This window comes from Caballeronia sp. LZ034LL (genome assembly GCF_031451215.1).
GTDB lineage: Bacteria > Pseudomonadota > Gammaproteobacteria > Burkholderiales > Burkholderiaceae > Caballeronia.
Genome location: NZ_JARUXR010000001.1, coordinates 2,519,455 through 2,537,797, shown reverse-complemented (window position 1 = coordinate 2,537,797; position 18,343 = coordinate 2,519,455). Strand labels below are relative to the sequence as shown.

Below are 18,343 nucleotides of genomic sequence, written 5' to 3'. Positions count from 1 at the left end.
TTTTAATGACTTTCGCGCCGCGTTCCGGCCAGACATACCCACCCTTCGTGCTCACGCCAGACGCCGATGTCGATCCACTTCGCATAGGCCGCCGCGACCTCGTCGGCCTGGCGCGCGAGCACGCCCGACAACGCGATCCGGCCGCCCGGCCTGACCTTCGACGAGAGCATCGACGCCATCAGCTTGAGCGGGTTCGAGAGAATGTTCGCGACGACGATATCGAATTCGCCGGACGGACATTCATCGGGCAGGCCGTAGGTGACGGCCGCGTGATTGCGCTCGCTGTTGTGGCGCGCGGACTCGACTGCCTGCGGATCGATATCGATGCCGATGACCGGATCCGCGCCGCATTTCTTCGCAAGAATGGCGAGGATGCCGGAGCCGCAGCCGTAGTCGAGCAATGACTGTCCGGGCTCGACCGATTGCTCGAGCCATTCCATGCACAGGCGCGTGGTCGGATGGCTGCCGGTGCCGAACGCGAGACCCGGATCGAGTTCGAGCACGAGCGCGTCCGGGTCCGGTGCATCGTGCCACGAAGGCACGACCCAGATGCGCTCGCCGATGGAGATCGGATCGAACTGCGCCTGCGTCAATCGCACCCAGTCCTGCTCGGCGACGTCGCGCACGCTGAACGAGGGCGTCGCGTCCAGCCCGATTTCATTCGCGGCGGCCGCCAGCAGCACGGCCGGTTCGGCGTCCTCGGCAAGCAGCGCCACCACGCGCGAACGCTTCCACGCACTCTTTTCCGGCACAAGACCGGGCTCGCCGAAGAGCGGCTGTTCGTCGGGCGTGTCGGCGTCGGCGTCCTCGACGGAAACCGACAGCGCGCCCACGTCGAGCAGCGCGTCCGACAGCGCTTCCGCGTGCTCGCGGTCCAGTTCGGCGATCAGTTCCCGATAACTCATGCTGACTCTCTTGCGGGTTTTCTTGCTGCGGGCTTCAGGATTCTTCGGCCACGGCCGCCTGACGCGCGGCGAGTTTGTTCTCGAGGTAATGGATGCTCGTGCCGCCCTCGACGAACTTCGCGTCGATCATCATCTCGCGATGCAGCGGGATGTTGGTCTGGATGCCTTCCACGACCATCTCCGACAGCGCGATGCGCATGCGGTTGATGGCTTGTTCGCGCGTCGCGCCGTAGGCGATGAGCTTGCCGATCATCGAATCGTAGTTCGGCGGCACGAAGTAGTTGGCGTACGCGTGCGAGTCGACGCGAATGCCGGGGCCGCCCGCCGTATGCCACGACGTGATGCGTCCCGGCGACGGCGTGAACTTGAAGGGATCTTCCGCGTTGATCCGGCATTCGATGGCATGACCGCGGAACTGGATGTCCTTCTGGCGGATCGCGAGCTTTTCGCCCGCGGCGATGCGGATCTGCTCCTGCACGATGTCGACGCCCGTGATGAGCTCCGTCACCGGATGCTCGACCTGCACGCGCGTGTTCATCTCGATGAAGTAGAACTCGTTGTTCTCGTACAGGAACTCGAAGGTGCCCGCGCCGAGATAGCCCATCTTCTTGCAGGCGTCGGCGCAGCGGTCACCGATGCGTTCGATCAGACGCCGCGCGATGCCCGGCGCCGGCGCTTCCTCGATCACCTTCTGGTGACGGCGCTGCATCGAGCAGTCGCGCTCGCCCAGCCAGATGGCATTGCGGAACGAATCTGACAGCACCTGGATTTCGATGTGGCGCGGGTTCTCGAGGAACTTCTCCATGTAGACCTGCGGATTACCGAAGGCCCGGCCGGCTTCCTCGCGCGTCATGTTGACCGCGTTGACCAGCGCCGCTTCGGTATGCACCACGCGCATGCCGCGTCCGCCGCCGCCGCCGGCCGCCTTGATGATCACCGGATAGCCGATGACGCGGGCAATCTTCACGATCTCGCGCGGATCGTCCGGCAATGCGCCTTCCGAACCCGGCACGCACGGCACGCCGGTCTTGATCATGGTCTGCTTCGCCGTGACCTTGTCGCCCATCATGCGGATCGTTTCCGGGCGCGGGCCGATGAAGGTGAAGCCCGACTGCTCGACGCGCTCCGCAAAATCCGCGTTCTCCGACAGGAAGCCGTAGCCGGGATGGATCGCTTCGGCGTCGGTGACTTCCGCCGCGCTGATGAGCGCGGGCATGTTCAGGTAGGAGAGATTCGACGGCGCCGGTCCGATGCACACGGCTTCGTCGGCGAGCTTGACGTACTTGGCTTCCTTGTCGGCTTCGGAATAGACGACAACGGTTTTGACGCCCAGCTCGCGGCACGCGCGCTGGATGCGAAGCGCGATTTCGCCGCGGTTCGCAATAAGAATTTTTTCAAACATGGTGGGTCGGCTCATCAACGGGCACGCGCGAGCGGCCCTCGGGGATCCAATCGGCGGCGCGCGCGAACGAGGTCTGCGAACGGGTTCGCGAGCGAGTCTGCGCGCTGGACGCAATGCCGGACAGCAATGGCGACGGCATGGGCAAAGTGCGCGCGTTCAGGCTGCGTTCGACGAAGAAGCGGCGCATCCGGCGCGGCGGCGCATCAGTCGCCGATGACGAAGAGCGGCTGGCCGTATTCGACCGCCTGGCCGTTCTCGACGAGGATTTCCTTCACGACGCCGGCCTTGTCGGACTCGATCTCGTTCAGGAGCTTCATGGCTTCGATGATGCACAGTGTCTGGCCTTCTTTCACCGTATCGCCGACCTGCACGAACGGATCCGCGCCCGGCGAGGGTGCGCGGTAGAACGAGCCGACCATCGGCGAGGTCACGACGTGGCCCTGCACGGCCGCGGCCGGTGCGCCGGCGGCAACCGGGGCGCCGGCTTCGCTGACCGCACCCATGTGCTGGCCCGACGGCATCGGCGCTTGCGGCGCGTACTGTTGCGGCGCCTGCATGTACACGGGCGCGGCGTTCTTGACGATGCGAACCTTGCCTTCGCCTTCCGTCACTTCCAGCTCCGAGATGCCGGATTCCGAGACGAGGTCGATCAGCGTTTTGAGTTTACGAAGGTCCATCGAAAAATCCCCTTTCAATACTTGGAGACCGGGCTGCCCGGTACTTGACTTGATTTGTGGGTGCTCTGACTGCTTCAGCCGCGAACCGGTGCAACAGCGGCATCGCTGTTCCGGCGCGCCTGTCCGAAGGGAATGTGGATGACGGCTCTGAGGTCGAGGTAAGCACGCGGCACCGGCAGAGTTGTCATCGTCGCTTCGGGTTGTGCGGAATTGGGCGCACTTTAGCGCCGTTTAGAGAATTTTGTCTAGTTTTACCGTTTGGGCCAACGATCAGGCGCGGGACAAATTACCGCGTGCGCCACCGGTTTATCTCGAATTTGGCTCAAGATCGCCGTAATGTACCCTAACTCGCGGCTTACTTAATGCAACCCGCGCGCAGCAACGAGTCAAATTTTACAGACTGTCGAGGGTGCGTTTGAGTTCAGCGCTGTCCACTTCGCCTAATTTTGTTGAACGAACGGTGCCTTTTGCATCGATCACGACGGTAAAAGGCAGGGCGCCGGCACTGTTGCCGAAGCTGCGCGCAAGATCCGCGCCGCCGAATCCGGTGACGTAGACCGGATAGGCCACCGGCACTTTCTTGAGGAAGTCGTTGACGTTCTTCTCGCTGTCGACGCCCAGTCCGATGAAGGTGATGCCCTGCTTCTCGTACTCGCGCTGCAGCGCGGACAGTTCCGGCATTTCCTTGACGCACGGTCCGCACCACGAGGCCCAGAAGTTGACGACCACCGGCTTGCCCTTGAACGCCGACAAGGGTTGCGGCGTGCCTGCCGCGCCCGGCGGCGCTGTCTTCCAGAGTTGGTCGACGGGGCTGCCGGCGCTCGCGCTGCTGTTGGCAGGCGTCGCGGCCTCGCTGTCATTGCCGTGGAAGACGTGGCCCGCGTACAAGCCGCCGGCCGTTGCGGCGACCGCGACGACGAGGGCCGCGAGAATGCGTGTGGTGTTCATGAGCGTCCGGAAAAGTGTCAGCCGCCGATTTCGAGCGGCGGCGCATCGGGAGAATCGAGCAGCGAGCGGACCGTGGCGGCATTGGCGCGTGCGAGCCGCCCGCGCCCGTCGGCGCGCACCGCGCCGCGCAGATCGTCCGGGCCGTACAGCGCGATATGCACGCCGACCGGCTCTTCGCCCGGCGTGCGCTGCAGGAAGCTGAGCGTCTCGACGTAGCCGCGCCCGGCAAAATGCCGCGTCTCCGAAACGTCGTACTGCACGTTGTTGTTCAGCAGGTAGATGGCGACTTCCTTCGGGTTGTCGCAGAAACATTGCAGATGGACATCCGAATGTTCGCCTGCCGTGCCGTTCAGCACCGCGCCGGTCAGATAGGGATCGAAGGGCTTGAGCCGTTCCATCCAGTCGAGCGCGGTTTCGCGCATGCGGCGCAGCACCGCCGGTTGACTGTCGCTCTGGAAAATCGCCTGGTACTCGCGGATTTCCTCTTCGATCTGGTCGTTATCAGGCAGGAATTCGCCGCCGATCTTCGTCTCGCCGACCACCTGCTTCGCGGCCTTGCGCTTGGCGGTGGCGTAGTCGAGGCCGTCTTCGGCGATCATTCTCGCGGCGGCGATCGCGATTTCCTCGCGCACGCGCTGCGGATCGAAATGTGATTTGCGAACCATGCCGAAATGATACTAGATAACAGCAGGCAGCCATTTTGGCCGGCTCCGGGCACCTCTGCCATGGACGCCGGGCGGCGGAGTTCGCTCGGTTACAATAGCCTCTCTCCGGCGCGCTCCCGCAAGGGCCTCGAACCAGGCGCCATTCCCTGTTTTCCGCACTGAATCGCCCGCGCGGCGCGACACGCTTTATGCATATCCACATCCTCGGCATCTGCGGCACCTTCATGGGCGGACTCGCCGTCCTGGCGCGCGAAGCGGGCCACAAGGTCACTGGCTGCGACGCGGGCGTCTATCCGCCGATGAGCACGCAGCTCGAAGCGCAGGGCATCGAGTTGATCGAAGGGTATGGGGTCGAGCAACTGGCGCTGGAGCCGGACCTGTTCGTGATCGGCAATGTAGTGACGCGTGGCAATCCGCTGATGGAGGCCATCCTCGATCGCGGACTGCCGTACACCTCCGGCCCGCAATGGCTCGGCGAACATGTGCTGAACGGCAAGTGGGTGCTGGCGGTGGCCGGCACGCACGGCAAGACCACCACGAGTTCCATGCTTGCCTGGCTGCTGGAAGAGGCGGGCATGAACCCGGGCTTCCTGATCGGCGGCGTGCCGCTCAACTTCGGCATTTCCGCGCGCCTGACCGATTCGAGCTTCTTCGTCATCGAAGCGGACGAATACGACACGGCGTTCTTCGACAAGCGCTCGAAGTTCGTGCATTACCGTCCGCGCACCGCCGTACTCAATAACCTCGAATTCGATCACGCCGACATCTTCCCGGATCTCGCTGCCATCGAAACGCAATTCCATCATCTCGTGCGTACCGTGCCCGGCATCGGGCGCATCGTGACGAACGGACGCGAAGCGGCGCTCGAACGCGTGCTGACGCGCGGCTGCTGGTCGGGCGTCGAGCGCTTCGGCGTGCAAGGCGGCTGGGAGGCGTTGCCTGCTGGAGAGGGCGTGGCCGTCGACGAGCAGTTCGCCGTGTATTGGGAAGGCGAGCGTCAGGGCGTGGTCGACTGGCAGGTGCAGGGCGAGCACAACCGCATGAACGCGCTCGCGGCGATCGCGGCGGCGCGCTCGGTCGGCGTGCTGGCGGCGCAGTCCGTGAAGTCGCTCGGCAGCTTCCGCAACGTCAAGCGGCGCATGGAAGTGAAGGGCAGCATCGACGGCGTCACCGTGTACGACGACTTCGCGCATCATCCCACCGCCATCGACACGACCGTCGCCGGACTGCGCACGCGCATCGGCGAGTCGCGCATCCTGGCCGTGCTCGAGCCGCGTTCCAACACGATGAAGCTCGGCACGATGAAAGCGCAGCTTCCCGCCAGCCTGGCCAACGCAGACCTGGTGTTCGGCTACGGCGCCCGCGAAGGCCGCGACAAGCTCGGCTGGGATCTGGCCGACGCGCTCGCGCCGCTCGGCGACAAGGCGCAAGCGTTCAACGAAATCGAACCGCTGGTGAAGGCGGTCGCGGCCGCCGCGCGTCCCGGCGACCACGTGCTCGTCATGAGCAACGGCGGCTTCGGCGGCGTCCACCAGAAACTGCTCGACGCGCTCTCGGCGCGCGGCGCCGGAGGACGGGCGTGATTCTCTACCTGCACGGCTTTCGCTCGTCTCCCCAGTCCTTCAAGGCGCGCGTGATGCATGCGCGCCTCGCGGAACTCGGGCGGCTCGGCGAATGGCAGTGCCCGACGCTGCCGGTCTCGCCGTCCGATGCCGTCGAACTGGCGGAATCGCTCGTGGCAGACGAAGCGGCGCGCGACGTGACGGTGGTCGGCAGTTCGCTCGGCGGCTACTACGCCACCTATCTCGCCGAGAAACATGGCTGGCGCGCCGTGCTGCTGAATCCGGCCGTGGTGCCGCAGCGCGACCTGAGTCATTTCCTCGGCGAACAGCCGCTGTGGCACGGCGGCGGCAGCATCACCGTGCTGCCGCGTCATCTCGACGAACTGCGCGCGCTCGCGGTCGAACGGATCACGCGGCCTGAACGTTATTTCCTGATCGCGGCGACGGGCGACGAAGTGCTCGATTACCGCACGATGCTCGACCATTATCCCGGCGTGCGCACCACGCTGATTCCGGGCGGCGATCATGCGATCAGCGACTTCCCGGCGCATCTCGCCGACGTGCTCGCGTTCTGCGATCAGGCGCCGCCGCCACTGGCCACGCCCGCCGCGGCGTGAATCCGGGCGTCGAACCCATTCAACCACCGGCGCGCGGGCACAACCCCATCGGCCTGCGTTCCGGTCCACTGTCTGACGAGAGTATTGAGTGAACGTTTTCTTCGAGGAATCGGGTAGTTTCAAGGCCGGATCGGTGCTGTCCAAGCAGGGCGACGCGTTCCAGGTCGAGTTGCCGGGCGGACGCCGCGCCAAGGTGCGGGCGAAGGACGTGCTGATCGAGTTCGACAAGCCCGCCGCCGGCGACCTGATGCAGGAGGCCGACGCGATCGCGCAGGAGATCGATCTCGATTTCCTGTGGGAATGCGCGCCCGACGAGGAATTTCCGTTCGCCACGCTCGGCGCGGATTATTTCGGCGACAAGTTCGGTCCCGCCGAACGCGCCGCGCTCGTGCTGCGGATGCATGGCTCGCCGGTCTACTTCCGTCGCAAGGGGCGCGGTCAGTATCAGCGCGCGCCGCAGGAGCAGCTGCAGATGGCGCTCGCCTCGCTCGAGCGCAAGCGGCAGCAGGCGCTCGTCCAGCAGGGCTGGGAAGAGGAACTCAAGGCCGGCAAACTGCCAGACGCGCTGAAGGGCAAGGCCATCGGGCTCCTGACGAAGCCGGACAAGAACTCCAGCGAGTACAAGGCGCTTGAGGCGGCCGCCGCCGCGCGCGGCATTTCGCAGGCGCGGCTGATGCTCGAATGCGGCGGCATCGCGTCGCCGCGCGCGTTGCACGAAGCGCGTTTCCTGTCGGAGCACTTTCCGCATGGCATCGGCTTTCCGGCGGTGCAGCCGGCGCCGCTGCCCGACGATCTGCCGGAAGCGAACGTCCAGGCGTTCTCCATCGACGACGTCACCACGACCGAAATCGACGATGCCTTCTCCGTCGAACATCTCGCCGATGGCCGCGTGCGCGTGGGTATCCACATCGCGGCGCCTGCGCTCGGCATCACGCGCGACGACGCCATCGACGCCATCGCGCGCGGACGCCTGTCCACCGTCTACATGCCCGGCGACAAGATCACGATGCTGCCGGACAACGTCGTCGAGGTCTTCACGCTCGGCGAGGGCGGGCTGCGTCCGGCGCTGTCGCTGTATATCATCGTGAATCGCGAGACGCAGGAGATCGTCGCCACCGAGACGCGCGCCGAGCGCGTGTTCGTGAAGAGCAACCTGCGCCACAACCATCTCGACGAGCACGTCACCGAGGAGAGTCTCGCCGCCGGTACGGGCGAGTATCCGCACAAGGACGACATCGCGGTGCTGTGGCCGCTGGCGCAGGCGTTGTTCGAGAAGCGCCAGGAAGCGCGCGCCGGCTATGGCCTGCGTCGTGAAGTGCAGCGCAACAACGACTTCAACTTCTATGTCGACGGCGAGCACATCACGATCACGCCGCGCCGCCGGGGGTCGCCGCTCGACCTGATCGTCGCGGAACTGGCGATTCTCGCGAATTCGTCGTGGGGCGCGTTTCTCAACGACCACGGCGTGCCGGGCATCTATCGTTCGCAGCGCGGCTTCGGCGGTCCCGGTCCGAAGCGCACGCGCATGCAGACGACGCCCGCGCCGCACGAAGGGCTGGGCGTCGCGCAATATGCATGGAGCACGTCGCCGCTGCGCCGCTATGTCGACCTCGTCAATCAATGGCAGCTGCTTGCCTGCGTGCAGCACGGCGTGATGGCCAAGCTGGCCGCGCCGTTCAAGCCGAAGGACGCGGATCTGTTCGCTGTCGTGCAAGGTTTCGACGACACCTACAGCGCCTACGCGGATCATCAGCGCCGCATGGAATATTTCTGGTGCCTGCGCTGGCTCAGGCAGGAGAATCGCAAGCAGGTGCCGGCGTCGGTGATCAAGGACGACCTCGTGCGTCTCGAGGAGATTCCGCTGATGCTGCACGTGCCGGGCCTCGGCGTGCATGCACGCGGCACACGCGTGATGCTGGAAGTCGTCTCGACCGACGAGCTGACCGTCGAGGCGTCGTGCCGCCTGCTGCACGTGATCGATGCGCCGTCCGTCAGCGCACCGGCCGAGGAAGACGAGGCCGAAGAAGAGATCATCGAAGCCGACGATCTCTCGGCGCAAAGCGAGGCGGAAGCCCAGGCGGAGGCGTCGACGGAAACACCGGCAGATGCGCCCGTTGCCCCTGACAATGCGCCGCAACCCTCGGAGCCGAGCGGATCATGAAAGATCGTTACGCGGTGATCGGCAATCCGGTCGAGCACAGCAAGTCGCCGTGGATCCACGCACGCTTCGCCGCGCAGACGGGCGAGCCGGTCGAATACGGGCGCATGCTCGGACCGCTCGGCGGCTTCGAACCTGAAGTGCGGCGCTTCATCGCGTCGGGCGGGCGTGGCCTGAACGTCACGGTGCCGTTCAAGCTCGAAGCGCACGCGCTGGCCGATTCGCTGTCGCCGCGCGCCGCGGCGGCGGGCGCGGTGAACACGCTCGCGTTCGGACCCGATGGCGTGCGCGGCGACAACACCGACGGCGTCGGGCTCGTGCGCGACATCGAAGTGAATCTCGGCGTGAGCCTGAAGGGCGCGCGCATCCTGCTGCTCGGCGCGGGCGGCGCGGCGCGCGGCGTCGTGCTGCCGATCTTCGAACGCGCGCCGGCTGCGCTCACCATCGTCAATCGCACGGCGGCGAAGGCGCATCAGCTTGTCGACCAGTTTGCGCAGAATGCGGCCGATTGCGGCGTGCGCTTCTCGGGCGGCGGCGCGGGGAGTGTCGAGGGCGGCGCCTATGACGTGATCGTCAACGCGACGGCCGGCAGTCTCGATGCCGCGCTGCCCGACTGCGACGACAGCGCCTTCGGCCCGGCCACGCTCGCCTACGACATGATGTACGGCGCGCAGCCCACCGTCTTCATGCAGCACGCGGTGCGGCTCGGCGCGCGCGCGGCGGACGGGCTCGGCATGCTGGTCGAGCAGGCCGCCGAATCGTTCTTCGTCTGGCGCGGCGTGCGTCCCGACGGCGGCGCGGTGCTGCGCGAACTGCGCCAGACGCTGGCCTTGGCTGCGAAAGCCTGATGACCACCGCGCCGGTCGGCGGCCGTACGCCATCGGGCAGCACCCGGAGCCGCCGCGGCGTGCGGCTCGGGCCGGCGCGCTGGATTCTCTACGGCGTCTCGGTGCTGGGCATCGCATTCTTCGCCACGCAGATCTGGTTCTTCGCGCAGGTCGGCATCTGGACGGTCGTGAATCCCGGACCGACGGCCTTCATGCGCAGCGACGCATGGACGCTCGCCAAAACGCACCCGGGCGTCACGCTGCAGCGCACCTGGGTTCCCTACGACCAGATTTCGCGCAATCTGAAGCGCGCGATCATCGCGTCCGAGGACGCCAATTTCGTCAACAACAACGGCTACGAAACCGACGCCATCCTCCAGGCGTGGGAAAAGAACAAGACACGCGGCAAGATCGTCGCGGGCGGTTCGACCATCTCGCAGCAGCTGGCCCGCAACCTGTTGCTGTCGCGTGAGAAGAGCTACGTGCGCAAGGCGCAGGAGCTCGTCATCACCTGGATGCTCGAATTCTGGATGGACAAGGAACGCATCTTCGAGATCTATCTGAATTCGGTCGAGTGGGGCAACGGCGTGTACGGCGCGGAAGCGGCGGCCCAGCACTATTACAAGACGTCGGCGGCGAAGCTCACCGCCTGGCAGAGCGCCCGGCTTGCCGTCATGCTGCCGCGCCCAAAGTACTTTGATGACCACCGCAACGCGCCGTATCTGTCGCAGCGGGCGGGCGTGATTGCACGCCGGATGGGTGCCGCCGAGTTGCCGCAATGAGGTTTAGCTGAGACCCGATAAACAAGATAAAGCCCTGATTCGTCAGGGCTTTTTTGTTTTTGAAAAGCGTCCGATCGCACGCTAGACTCCCATTATGTGAGTCGCTCGATCACATATTGAATAAATCAACCGGCCAGAACTACAATCCGACCGAAGCCGGAAAACGGCATCGCGCGGGTCGACGGAACCGCCGCTCAGGCGGCGCCCGGCACGCGACAAGAACAACGGAGACACGTCATGCATTCGATCGCCTGCCCGCGTTCGCGGGCTGTTTCGTACGCCACACACGCTTCCTCGCAGGGTCATGCGGCCTTGACGTTCCACGCGATGACGCCGTCATCCGCCCCTTGCCGCGCTTCGTGATCCGCCAGGAGACCCGCGCCATGACTCAGTTCCAGCATCCCGAAACCGACGCCGCCGACGCCGCTGACGTTCAGACCGCTCCCACGAGCGGTGCGGACCTGAAACGCAACGGCACGGGCGCCGCGCGCCACGCGCCCGATCCGGACGCAATCGCGCTGCCGAGCGCGCTCGTCGACATCACGCCGCAGCAGGCCGGAACGCAAACCTTGCTGCGCGGTCTCGCGATCCTCGAAGCCGCCGCCAACGGCGCGCGCGATCTGCGCTCGTTCGGCGCCGCGCTCGGCACCACCCGCAGCACGACGCACCGCCTGGTGAGTTCGCTGGTGCAGGCGCGCTATCTGCGCCAGGTGCAGGGCGGTTATCTGCTCGGGCCGAAGCTGATCGAACTGGGCACGATCGCGCTGGAACAGATGCCGCTGACCGCGGTCGCGCGTCCGCATCTCCAGGCGCTCGCCGACCACACGCACGACACCATTCACCTCGGCGTGCGCGACGGCGACGACGTTCTCTACATCGACAAGATTCCCGGCACGCGCGGGCTGGAAATGCGTTCGCGCGTCGGGCACCGCATGCCGCTGGCATCGACGGGGATCGGCAAGGCGATGATGCTCGACCTCGAAGCGAACGCCTGGAAGCGGCTGCTCGACGCGTCGCATCGGGTGCTGGCGAAAACCAGCTTCAAGCCCGCCAACCGCCCCGACTTCGACACCTTCCTGCAGCGCATGACGCGCTACGCGCAAGGCGGCTTCACCTTCGATCTCGAAGAGAACGAAGCCTCGATCCGCTGCGTCGCCGCGCCGGTGCGGGACGCGTCCGGGTCGATCGTCGCGGCCTTGTCGGTGGCGAGCACGATTCCGTACATGCCGCACGAACGCATGGAAGAACTGATTCCGGTCGTGCAGCGCGAAGCGCGCGCGATCTCCGAGGAACTCGGCTGGCGCGCGCCGCAGCCGTCGCGCAGGATCAAGCGATGAGCGCAACCGCGTCCGGACCCGCACTCATCGCGCTCGACTGGGGCACGACCTCGCTGCGCGCCTATCTGCTCGGCGGCGATGCCGGCGCGCTCGACACGCGCGCCTCGTCGGCGGGCATCATGAAACTGCCCGAAGGCGGCTTCGACCAGGCCTTCGAGGACACCTGCGGCGCGTGGCTCGATGCCCATCCGAAGCTGCCGGTGATCGCGGCGGGCATGGTCGGCAGCGCGCAAGGCTGGGTCGAGGCGCCTTACGTCGAAACGCCGGCCGGCGCGGATGCGCTCGTCGGCGGCATCGTGACGGTGCAGACGGCGCGCGGCGTCGCGCTGCATGTCGTGCCCGGCGTGCTCGAACGCGGCACGCTGCCCAACGTGATGCGCGGCGAGGAAACCCAGATCTTCGGCGCGCTGGCGAGCGAACCATCGCTGGGCGCGTCGGGCGGCGCGCTGATCGGCCTGCCGGGCACGCACGCCAAATGGGCGTTCGTCGGGCAGGACCGCATCGAACGCTTCTATACCTTCATGACCGGCGAGACCTTCGGCGCACTGCGCGACCACACGATCCTCGGCCGCACCATGCATCCGAGCGCGACGCACGATGAAGCGGCGTTCCTGCGCGGCGTCGATACGGCGCGCGACGCCGGTCATCCGGGCGTGCTCGCGACGATCTTCAGCACACGCACGCTCGGCCTCACCGGCCAGTTGACGGCCGAACAGCAGTCGGACTATCTGTCGGGCTTGCTGATCGGACACGAGCTGCGCGGCCTCAACGAAGTGCTGATGCGCGAACAGGGCGCGCTGGCGGGCAAGACATTGCGCCTGATCGGCAACGACGCGCTGTGCGACCGGTATCGCGCCGCACTGGCGCGCTACGGTTGCCACGAGGCACGAACGGTCGCGCACGCCACCGAGCGCGGTCTTTACCGAATTGCCGCGCAGGCCGGGCTGGTGTCCGCGCCGTCGCGCGCGGCCTGAGATGGAGTCACGAGACATGCAGCCTCCCATCAACCTGCCCGCGCCGTACGGCATGCACGGCGGTCTGGCCAAAGCGTTCGCCGCCTGTCCGCTGATCGCGATCCTGCGCGGCATCACGCCGGCCGAAGCCGCCGATCACGGCCGCGCGCTGTATGCGGCGGGCTTTCGCCTCATCGAGGTGCCGCTCAATTCGCCGCAGCCGTTCGACAGCATCGCGGCCATCCGCCAGGCGCTGCCGGACGACGCGATCGTCGGCGCGGGCACCGTGCTGCATCCGAGCTACGTCGACAACGTGAAGGCGGCGGGCGGTGAACTGATCGTGATGCCGCACAGCGACGCCGACGTGATCCGTGCCGCGAAGGCGCAGGGCATGGCGTGCGCGCCGGGCGTCGCGACGCCGAACGAGGCGTTTCTCGCGCTGAAGGCGGGCGCGGACGTGCTGAAGATGTTTCCCGCCGAGCAGCTCGATCCGACCGTGACGAAGGCCTGGCGCGCGGTGATCTCGAAAGAGGTGCCGCTGGTGCCGGTCGGCGGCATTTCGCCCGACAACATGGGGCCGTTCCTGACGGCCGGTGCGAACGGTTTTGGTCTGGGTTCGGCGCTGTACAAGCCGGGTCAGAGCGCCGAGGTGACCGCGCATCACGCGAAGGCCTTCATCGACGGACTGGCGCTGGCGCGACGTGAACACGGAGGCGAGAAGAAATGAGCCGCCTCGCCGGCAAGGTGGCGATGGTCACCGGCGCGGGACGCGGCATTGGCGCGGCGATCGCGCTGGCCTTCGCGCGCGAGGGCGCCGCGGTGGTGCTGGCGGAACTCGACATCGACACCGCGCAGGCCACGGCCGAACGCATCGTCGCGGAAACGAATAACGCGCGCGTGATCGCGCTGCGCACGGACGTGACGCAGAGCGCGTCGGTGAAGAACGCGGTGGAGCAGGCGCAAGCGCGGCTCGGTCCGCTCGACGTACTGGTGAACAACGCGGGCATCAACGTGTTCTGCGATCCGCTCACCATGACCGACGACGACTGGCGCCGCTGCTTCGCCGTCGATCTCGACGGCGTCTGGAACGGCTGCCGCGCGGTGCTGCCGGGCATGGTCGAACGCGGGCGCGGGAGCATCGTGAACATCGCGTCGACGCACAGTTTCAAGATCATTCCGGGCTGCTTTCCGTATCCGGTGGCGAAGCACGGCGTGATCGGCCTGACGCGTGCGCTCGGCATCGAGTACGCGCCGAACAACGTGCGCGTAAATGCGATTGCGCCGGGTTACATCGAGACGCAGCTGACGCTGGACTGGTGGGATGCGCAGGACGATCCGCGGGCCGCGCGCCAGGCGACGCTCGACCTGCAGCCGATGAAGCGCATCGGCCAGCCGCGCGAAGTGGCGATGACGGCGGTGTTCCTGGCATCGGACGAGGCGCCGTTCATCAACGCGAGCTGCATCACGGTGGATGGCGGGCGCAGCGCCCTGTATCACGACTGATGCAGAAGACGGATCGAGACGAATGACGCACTGGCCGCTGTGCGACATCACACATGAGAAAAAGCGGCCACACACCTTCGTAGCTTCGTAGCGCCCGCACGCGGGCATCTTTGAAATAACGGACAAAGTCAGGAGACACAAGATGAAACGCAGACTGTTCCTCACGCTGATCGCTGCCGCCACGGCCACGAGCGCCTCCATGATCGCGGCGCCGGTCGCGCAGGCCGCCGACGACGTCAAGATCGGCTTCCTCGTGAAGCAGCCGGAAGAGCCGTGGTTCCAGGACGAGTGGAAGTTCGCCGAAATGGCCGCGAAGGAGAAGGGCTTCACGCTGGTGAAGATCGGCGCGCCGTCCGGTGAGAAGGTGATGAGCGCGATCGACAACCTCGCCGCGCAGAAGGCGCAGGGCTTCATCATCTGCACGCCCGATGTGAAACTCGGGCCGGGCATCGTCGCGAAGGCAAAGGCCGACAAGCTCAAGATGATGACCGTGGACGACCGTCTCGTCGATGGCTCGGGCAAGCCGATCGAATCCGTGCCGCACATGGGCATTTCGGCTTACAACATCGGCAAGCAGGTGGGCGACGGCATTGCCGCCGAGATCAAGAAGCGCGGCTGGGACATGAAGGATGTCGGCGCGATCGACGTGACTTACGAACAGCTGCCGACCGCGCATGACCGCACCTCGGGCGCGACCGACGCGCTGGTCGCCGCCGGTTTCCCGAAGGCCAACATCGTGATGGCGCCGCAGGCGAAGACCGACACCGAGAACGCCTTCAACGCGGCCAACATCGCGCTGACGAAGAACCCGCAGTTCAAGCACTGGGTGGCCTATGCGCTGAACGACGAAGGCGTGCTGGGCGCGGTGCGCGCGGCGGAAGGCCGGGGCTTCAAGGCGGACAACATGATTGGCATCGGCATTGGCGGTTCGGACTCGGCGTTGAACGAGTTCAAGAAGCCGAACCCGACCGGCTTCTTCGGCACCGTCATCATCAGCCCGAAGCGTCACGGCGAAGAGACCTCCGAACTGATGTACGCATGGATCAAGGACGGCAAGGCGCCGCCGCCGCTGACGCTCACCACCGGCATGCTGGCGACGCGTGACAACGTTGCGTCGGTGCGTCAGCAAATGGGTCTGGCATCGAACTAAGACTTTCGTGCAGCAAGCGGGCCGCGCGAGCGTGGCCCGCCGATGAAATCAGGAGGCGATGTGTCAGCGACGCTGCGGTTTGACAGTATCGGCAAGGTGTTTCCAGGCGTGCGCGCGCTCGACGGCGTGTCGTTCGACGTCAACGCCGGCGAAGTTCACGGTTTGATGGGCGAGAACGGCGCGGGCAAATCGACCTTGCTCAAGATTCTCGGCGGCGAGTACCAGCCCGATTCGGGGCGCGTGCTCATCGATGAAAAGGAAGTGCATTTCGCGAGCGCGGCGGCGTCGATCGCCTCGGGCATCGCGGTGATCCACCAGGAATTGCAGTACGTGCCGGACCTGACGGTGTCCGAGAACCTGTTGCTCGGCGCGCTGCCGAACCGGCTCGGCTGGGTCAACAAGCGCGCGGCGCGGAAGCACGTGGCCGAACGGCTCGCGGCGATGGGCGTCGATCTCGATCCGAACGCGAAGCTGCGCAAGCTTTCCATTGCGCAGCGGCAGATGGTGGAAATCTGCAAGGCGCTGCTGCGCAATGCGCGCGTGATTGCGCTGGATGAGCCGACCAGTTCGCTTTCGCATCGCGAGACCGAGGTGCTGTTCAAGCTGGTGCGCGATCTCCAGGCTGACAACCGTGCGCTGATTTACATCTCGCACCGCATGGACGAGATCTACGAGCTGTGCAACGCGTGCACGATTTTCCGCGACGGCCGCAAGATCGCCTCGCATCTGTCGCTCGCCGACGTGCCGCGCGACACGCTGGTGCAGGAGATGGTCGGCCGCGAGATCAGCGATATCTACAACTACCGCGCGCGCCCGCTCGGCGACGTGCGGTTCTCGGTGAAGAACGTGCAGGGCGCTGCCTTGAGCGCGCCGGCGAGCTTCGAGGTGAAGCGTGGCGAGATTGTCGGGTTCTTCGGGCTGGTGGGTGCGGGCCGGAGCGAACTGATGCATCTCGTCTACGGCGCGGACAAGAAGAAGGATGGCGCGATTGCGCTCGACGGCCAGCCGATCAAGGTGCGCAGCACCGGCGAGGCGATACGTCACGGCATCGTGCTGTGTCCGGAGGACCGCAAGGAAGAGGGCATTGTCGCGATGGCGACGGTTGCCGAGAACATCAACATCTCGTGCCGGCGGCACTATCTGCGCGGCGGCCTGTTTCTCGACCGCAAGAAGGAAGCGCAGACGGCGGATCGTTTCATCGACTTGCTGAAGATCAAGACGCCGAGCCGCCGGCAGCGCATCCGCTTTTTGTCGGGCGGCAATCAGCAGAAGGCGATTCTGTCGCGCTGGCTGGCGGAGCCGGATCTCAAGGTGGTGATTCTCGATGAGCCGACGCGCGGCATCGATGTCGGCGCGAAGCATGAGATCTACAACGTCATCTATCAGCTTGCGGAGCGTGGCTGCGCGATCGTGATGATTTCGTCGGAGTTGCCGGAGGTCTTGGGTGTGTCGGATCGTATCGTGGTGATGCGGCAGGGGCGCATTGCGGGCGAACTGCCGCGTGAGAAGGCGAATGAACAGGCGGTGCTGAGTCTGGCGCTGCCGCAGTCGGACAGCGTTGCGCAGGCGGCGTGAGCCGGGCGGACGACGACGGACAGGACAAGAGAGGAGTCAGACATGGAAGCTAGAGAAAACATTGTGGGGCAGGCGGCCGAGACGGTGGCGAACACGCTGATCCCGCAGAAGAGTGACAAGCAGAAGTGGTGGCAGCAGATCACGGAATACAGTTTGATCGTGATTTTCGTCGTGATGTTCGTGACGATGTCGGCGACGGTCGATCACTTCTTTTCGATCGAGAACATGCTGGGTCTGGCGTTGTCGATTTCGCAGATCGGCATGGTCGCGTGCACGATGATGTTCTGTCTTGCGTCGCGGGACTTCGACCTTTCGGTGGGTTCGACGATCGCGTTTGCGGGTGTGTTGTGCGCGATGGTGTTGAACGCGACGGATAACACGGCCATTGCGATTGTTGCGGCGGTGGCGGCGGGCGCGGTGATTGGCTTCGTCAATGGGGCGGTGATTGCGTACTTGCGGATCAACGCGCTGATTACGACGCTGGCCACGATGGAGATCGTGCGAGGACTGGGTTTCATCGTGTCGCACGGGCAGGCGGTGGGGGTGTCGTCGGATACGTTCATTGCGCTTGGCGGGCTGGCGATGTTCGGGATTTCCCTGCCGATCTGGGTCACGCTTGCGTGTTTCATCGTTTTTGGCGTATTGCTCAACCAGACTGTGTATGGGCGTAACACGCTGGCGATTGGCGGTAATCCGGAGGCGTCGCGGCTTGCGGGGATTAACGTTGAGCGGACGCGGGTTTGGATCTTTTTGATTCAAGGTGCGGTGACGGCGCTGGCGGGGGTGATTCTCGCATCGCGGATTACGTCGGGGCAGCCGAATGCTGCTCAAGGGTTCGAGCTCAATGTGATCTCGGCTTGTGTGTTGGGGGGAGTGTCGCTGCTCGGCGGGAGAGCGACGATCTCCGGCGTCGTGATTGGCGTGCTCATTATGGGCACGGTTGAGAATGTGATGAATCTTCTCAATATCGATGCGTTTTATCAGTATCTGGTGAGAGGGGCGATTTTGCTTGCTGCAGTCTTGCTCGATCAGTTGAAGAATCGCGGTTCCAGGGATTGATGTTTTTTCTTCTGCTTGCGCTTGGTTCTCTGCTTGCGCTTCTATGGACTTCCCGTATTCGCGTCGGTCTACTAGCACTGCCCCTCCCCGGGGCGGGGTTCTTCGCTCTGGCCTTCGCGTGGTTTTATAACTTTCGCCTGCGCTTCTATGGACTTCCCGTTTTCGCGTCGGTCTATTAGCACTGCCCCTCCCCGGGGCGGGGGTAACTTTCTTTGCTGCTGCA

Annotated in this window: 18 protein-coding genes; 12 read left to right on the top strand and 6 right to left on the bottom strand. The window is 65.3% G+C overall.

The features are described from left to right. Window positions 1-2 precede the first annotated feature (2 nt). The 6 genes from prmA to QCE83_RS11585 form a co-directional block, all read right to left on the bottom strand. Window positions 3-905: a 50S ribosomal protein L11 methyltransferase gene (gene prmA / locus QCE83_RS11610; protein ID WP_309809865.1), complete on the bottom strand. Its 903-nt coding sequence runs from the start codon at window positions 903-905 to the stop codon at window positions 3-5. Window positions 906-939: 34 nt separating this feature from the next. Continuing rightward, on the bottom strand, window positions 940-2,307 hold the full coding sequence (gene accC / locus QCE83_RS11605; RefSeq protein WP_309809863.1) for an acetyl-CoA carboxylase biotin carboxylase subunit: 1,368 nt from the start codon (window positions 2,305-2,307) through the stop codon (window positions 940-942). Continuing rightward, window positions 2,300-2,494, bottom strand: a complete 195-nt coding sequence (locus QCE83_RS11600; protein ID WP_309809860.1) for a hypothetical protein — start codon at window positions 2,492-2,494, stop codon at window positions 2,300-2,302. Before QCE83_RS11600 ends, accC begins: the two co-directional genes overlap by 8 nt. Before the next feature lie 16 nt (window positions 2,495-2,510). Then, window positions 2,511-2,984: an acetyl-CoA carboxylase biotin carboxyl carrier protein gene (gene accB, locus QCE83_RS11595; protein WP_309809857.1), complete on the bottom strand. Its 474-nt coding sequence runs from the start codon at window positions 2,982-2,984 to the stop codon at window positions 2,511-2,513. Between the two features lie 393 nt (window positions 2,985-3,377). Further along, entirely contained in the window at window positions 3,378-3,932 is a 555-nt protein-coding gene (locus QCE83_RS11590; RefSeq protein WP_309809856.1) for a TlpA disulfide reductase family protein, read from the bottom strand. A 17-nt stretch (window positions 3,933-3,949) separates the two neighbouring features. After that, the gene (locus tag QCE83_RS11585; protein ID WP_309809853.1) at window positions 3,950-4,597 is read right to left on the bottom strand and encodes a UDP-N-acetylmuramate--alanine ligase; all 648 of its coding nucleotides are present in this window, start codon (window positions 4,595-4,597) and stop codon (window positions 3,950-3,952) included. Window positions 4,598-4,743: 146 nt separating this feature from the next. Here QCE83_RS11585 and mpl point away from each other — a divergent pair, with 146 nt between their 5' ends. From mpl to araH, 12 genes are all read left to right on the top strand, one after another. Next, window positions 4,744-6,180 (top strand): UDP-N-acetylmuramate:L-alanyl-gamma-D-glutamyl-meso-diaminopimelate ligase, encoded by a 1,437-nt coding sequence (gene mpl, locus QCE83_RS11580; RefSeq protein ID WP_404984767.1) that lies wholly within the window; start codon window positions 4,744-4,746, stop codon window positions 6,178-6,180. Continuing rightward, on the top strand, window positions 6,177-6,776 hold the full coding sequence (locus QCE83_RS11575; protein ID WP_309809846.1) for a YqiA/YcfP family alpha/beta fold hydrolase: 600 nt from the start codon (window positions 6,177-6,179) through the stop codon (window positions 6,774-6,776). Before mpl ends, QCE83_RS11575 begins: the two co-directional genes overlap by 4 nt. An 88-nt stretch (window positions 6,777-6,864) precedes the next feature. Further along, window positions 6,865-8,937 carry an RNB domain-containing ribonuclease gene (locus QCE83_RS11570; protein WP_309809844.1) on the top strand — a complete coding sequence of 691 codons (2,073 nt, stop codon included), beginning with the start codon at window positions 6,865-6,867 and terminating at the stop codon, window positions 8,935-8,937. Beyond that, on the top strand, window positions 8,934-9,782 hold the full coding sequence (gene aroE / locus QCE83_RS11565) for a shikimate dehydrogenase (protein WP_309809841.1): 849 nt from the start codon (window positions 8,934-8,936) through the stop codon (window positions 9,780-9,782). The genes QCE83_RS11570 and aroE overlap by 4 nt, the downstream gene beginning before the upstream one ends. Further along, on the top strand, window positions 9,782-10,543 hold the full coding sequence (mtgA, locus tag QCE83_RS11560; RefSeq protein WP_309809839.1) for a monofunctional biosynthetic peptidoglycan transglycosylase: 762 nt from the start codon (window positions 9,782-9,784) through the stop codon (window positions 10,541-10,543). Before aroE ends, mtgA begins: the two co-directional genes overlap by 1 nt. Window positions 10,544-10,926: 383 nt before the next feature. Beyond that, a complete protein-coding gene (locus QCE83_RS11555; RefSeq protein WP_309809837.1) occupies window positions 10,927-11,880 on the top strand; it encodes an IclR family transcriptional regulator in 954 nt (317 codons plus the stop codon). Next, window positions 11,877-12,854, top strand: coding sequence for a 2-dehydro-3-deoxygalactonokinase (locus QCE83_RS11550; protein ID WP_309809834.1), 978 nt, complete (start codon window positions 11,877-11,879; stop codon window positions 12,852-12,854). Before QCE83_RS11555 ends, QCE83_RS11550 begins: the two co-directional genes overlap by 4 nt. Window positions 12,855-12,870: 16 nt before the next feature. Then, a complete protein-coding gene (locus tag QCE83_RS11545; protein WP_309809831.1) occupies window positions 12,871-13,560 on the top strand; it encodes a 2-dehydro-3-deoxy-6-phosphogalactonate aldolase in 690 nt (229 codons plus the stop codon). Continuing rightward, window positions 13,557-14,336 carry an SDR family oxidoreductase gene (locus tag QCE83_RS11540; RefSeq protein ID WP_309809830.1) on the top strand — a complete coding sequence of 260 codons (780 nt, stop codon included), beginning with the start codon at window positions 13,557-13,559 and terminating at the stop codon, window positions 14,334-14,336. The genes QCE83_RS11545 and QCE83_RS11540 overlap by 4 nt, the downstream gene beginning before the upstream one ends. A 142-nt stretch (window positions 14,337-14,478) precedes the next feature. Next, window positions 14,479-15,486, top strand: coding sequence for an arabinose ABC transporter substrate-binding protein (locus QCE83_RS11535; RefSeq protein WP_309809827.1), 1,008 nt, complete (start codon window positions 14,479-14,481; stop codon window positions 15,484-15,486). 60 nt (window positions 15,487-15,546) lie between these two features. Continuing rightward, entirely contained in the window at window positions 15,547-17,061 is a 1,515-nt protein-coding gene (gene araG / locus QCE83_RS11530) for an L-arabinose ABC transporter ATP-binding protein AraG (RefSeq protein ID WP_309809824.1), read from the top strand. A 42-nt stretch (window positions 17,062-17,103) separates the two neighbouring features. Continuing rightward, on the top strand, window positions 17,104-18,120 hold the full coding sequence (gene araH / locus QCE83_RS11525) for an L-arabinose ABC transporter permease AraH (protein WP_309809822.1): 1,017 nt from the start codon (window positions 17,104-17,106) through the stop codon (window positions 18,118-18,120). Window positions 18,121-18,343: the final 223 nt, after the last annotated feature.

What these genes read in the sequence shown, in the direction of transcription:
- prmA (WP_309809865.1), bottom strand. Translation starts at nt 905, where the DNA reads ATGAGTTATCGGGAACTGATCGCCGAACTGGACCGCGAGCACGCGGAA.
- accC (WP_309809863.1), bottom strand. Translation starts at nt 2,307, where the DNA reads ATGTTTGAAAAAATTCTTATTGCGAACCGCGGCGAAATCGCGCTTCGC.
- QCE83_RS11600 (WP_309809860.1), bottom strand. Translation starts at nt 2,494, where the DNA reads ATGCGCCGCTTCTTCGTCGAACGCAGCCTGAACGCGCGCACTTTGCCC.
- accB (WP_309809857.1), bottom strand. Translation starts at nt 2,984, where the DNA reads ATGGACCTTCGTAAACTCAAAACGCTGATCGACCTCGTCTCGGAATCC.
- QCE83_RS11590 (WP_309809856.1), bottom strand. Translation starts at nt 3,932, where the DNA reads ATGAACACCACACGCATTCTCGCGGCCCTCGTCGTCGCGGTCGCCGCA.
- QCE83_RS11585 (WP_309809853.1), bottom strand. Translation starts at nt 4,597, where the DNA reads ATGGTTCGCAAATCACATTTCGATCCGCAGCGCGTGCGCGAGGAAATC.
- aroE (WP_309809841.1), top strand. Translation starts at nt 8,934, where the DNA reads ATGAAAGATCGTTACGCGGTGATCGGCAATCCGGTCGAGCACAGCAAG.
- mtgA (WP_309809839.1), top strand. Translation starts at nt 9,782, where the DNA reads ATGACCACCGCGCCGGTCGGCGGCCGTACGCCATCGGGCAGCACCCGG.
- QCE83_RS11555 (WP_309809837.1), top strand. Translation starts at nt 10,927, where the DNA reads ATGACTCAGTTCCAGCATCCCGAAACCGACGCCGCCGACGCCGCTGAC.
- QCE83_RS11550 (WP_309809834.1), top strand. Translation starts at nt 11,877, where the DNA reads ATGAGCGCAACCGCGTCCGGACCCGCACTCATCGCGCTCGACTGGGGC.
- QCE83_RS11545 (WP_309809831.1), top strand. Translation starts at nt 12,871, where the DNA reads ATGCAGCCTCCCATCAACCTGCCCGCGCCGTACGGCATGCACGGCGGT.
- QCE83_RS11540 (WP_309809830.1), top strand. Translation starts at nt 13,557, where the DNA reads ATGAGCCGCCTCGCCGGCAAGGTGGCGATGGTCACCGGCGCGGGACGC.
- QCE83_RS11535 (WP_309809827.1), top strand. Translation starts at nt 14,479, where the DNA reads ATGAAACGCAGACTGTTCCTCACGCTGATCGCTGCCGCCACGGCCACG.
- araH (WP_309809822.1), top strand. Translation starts at nt 17,104, where the DNA reads ATGGAAGCTAGAGAAAACATTGTGGGGCAGGCGGCCGAGACGGTGGCG.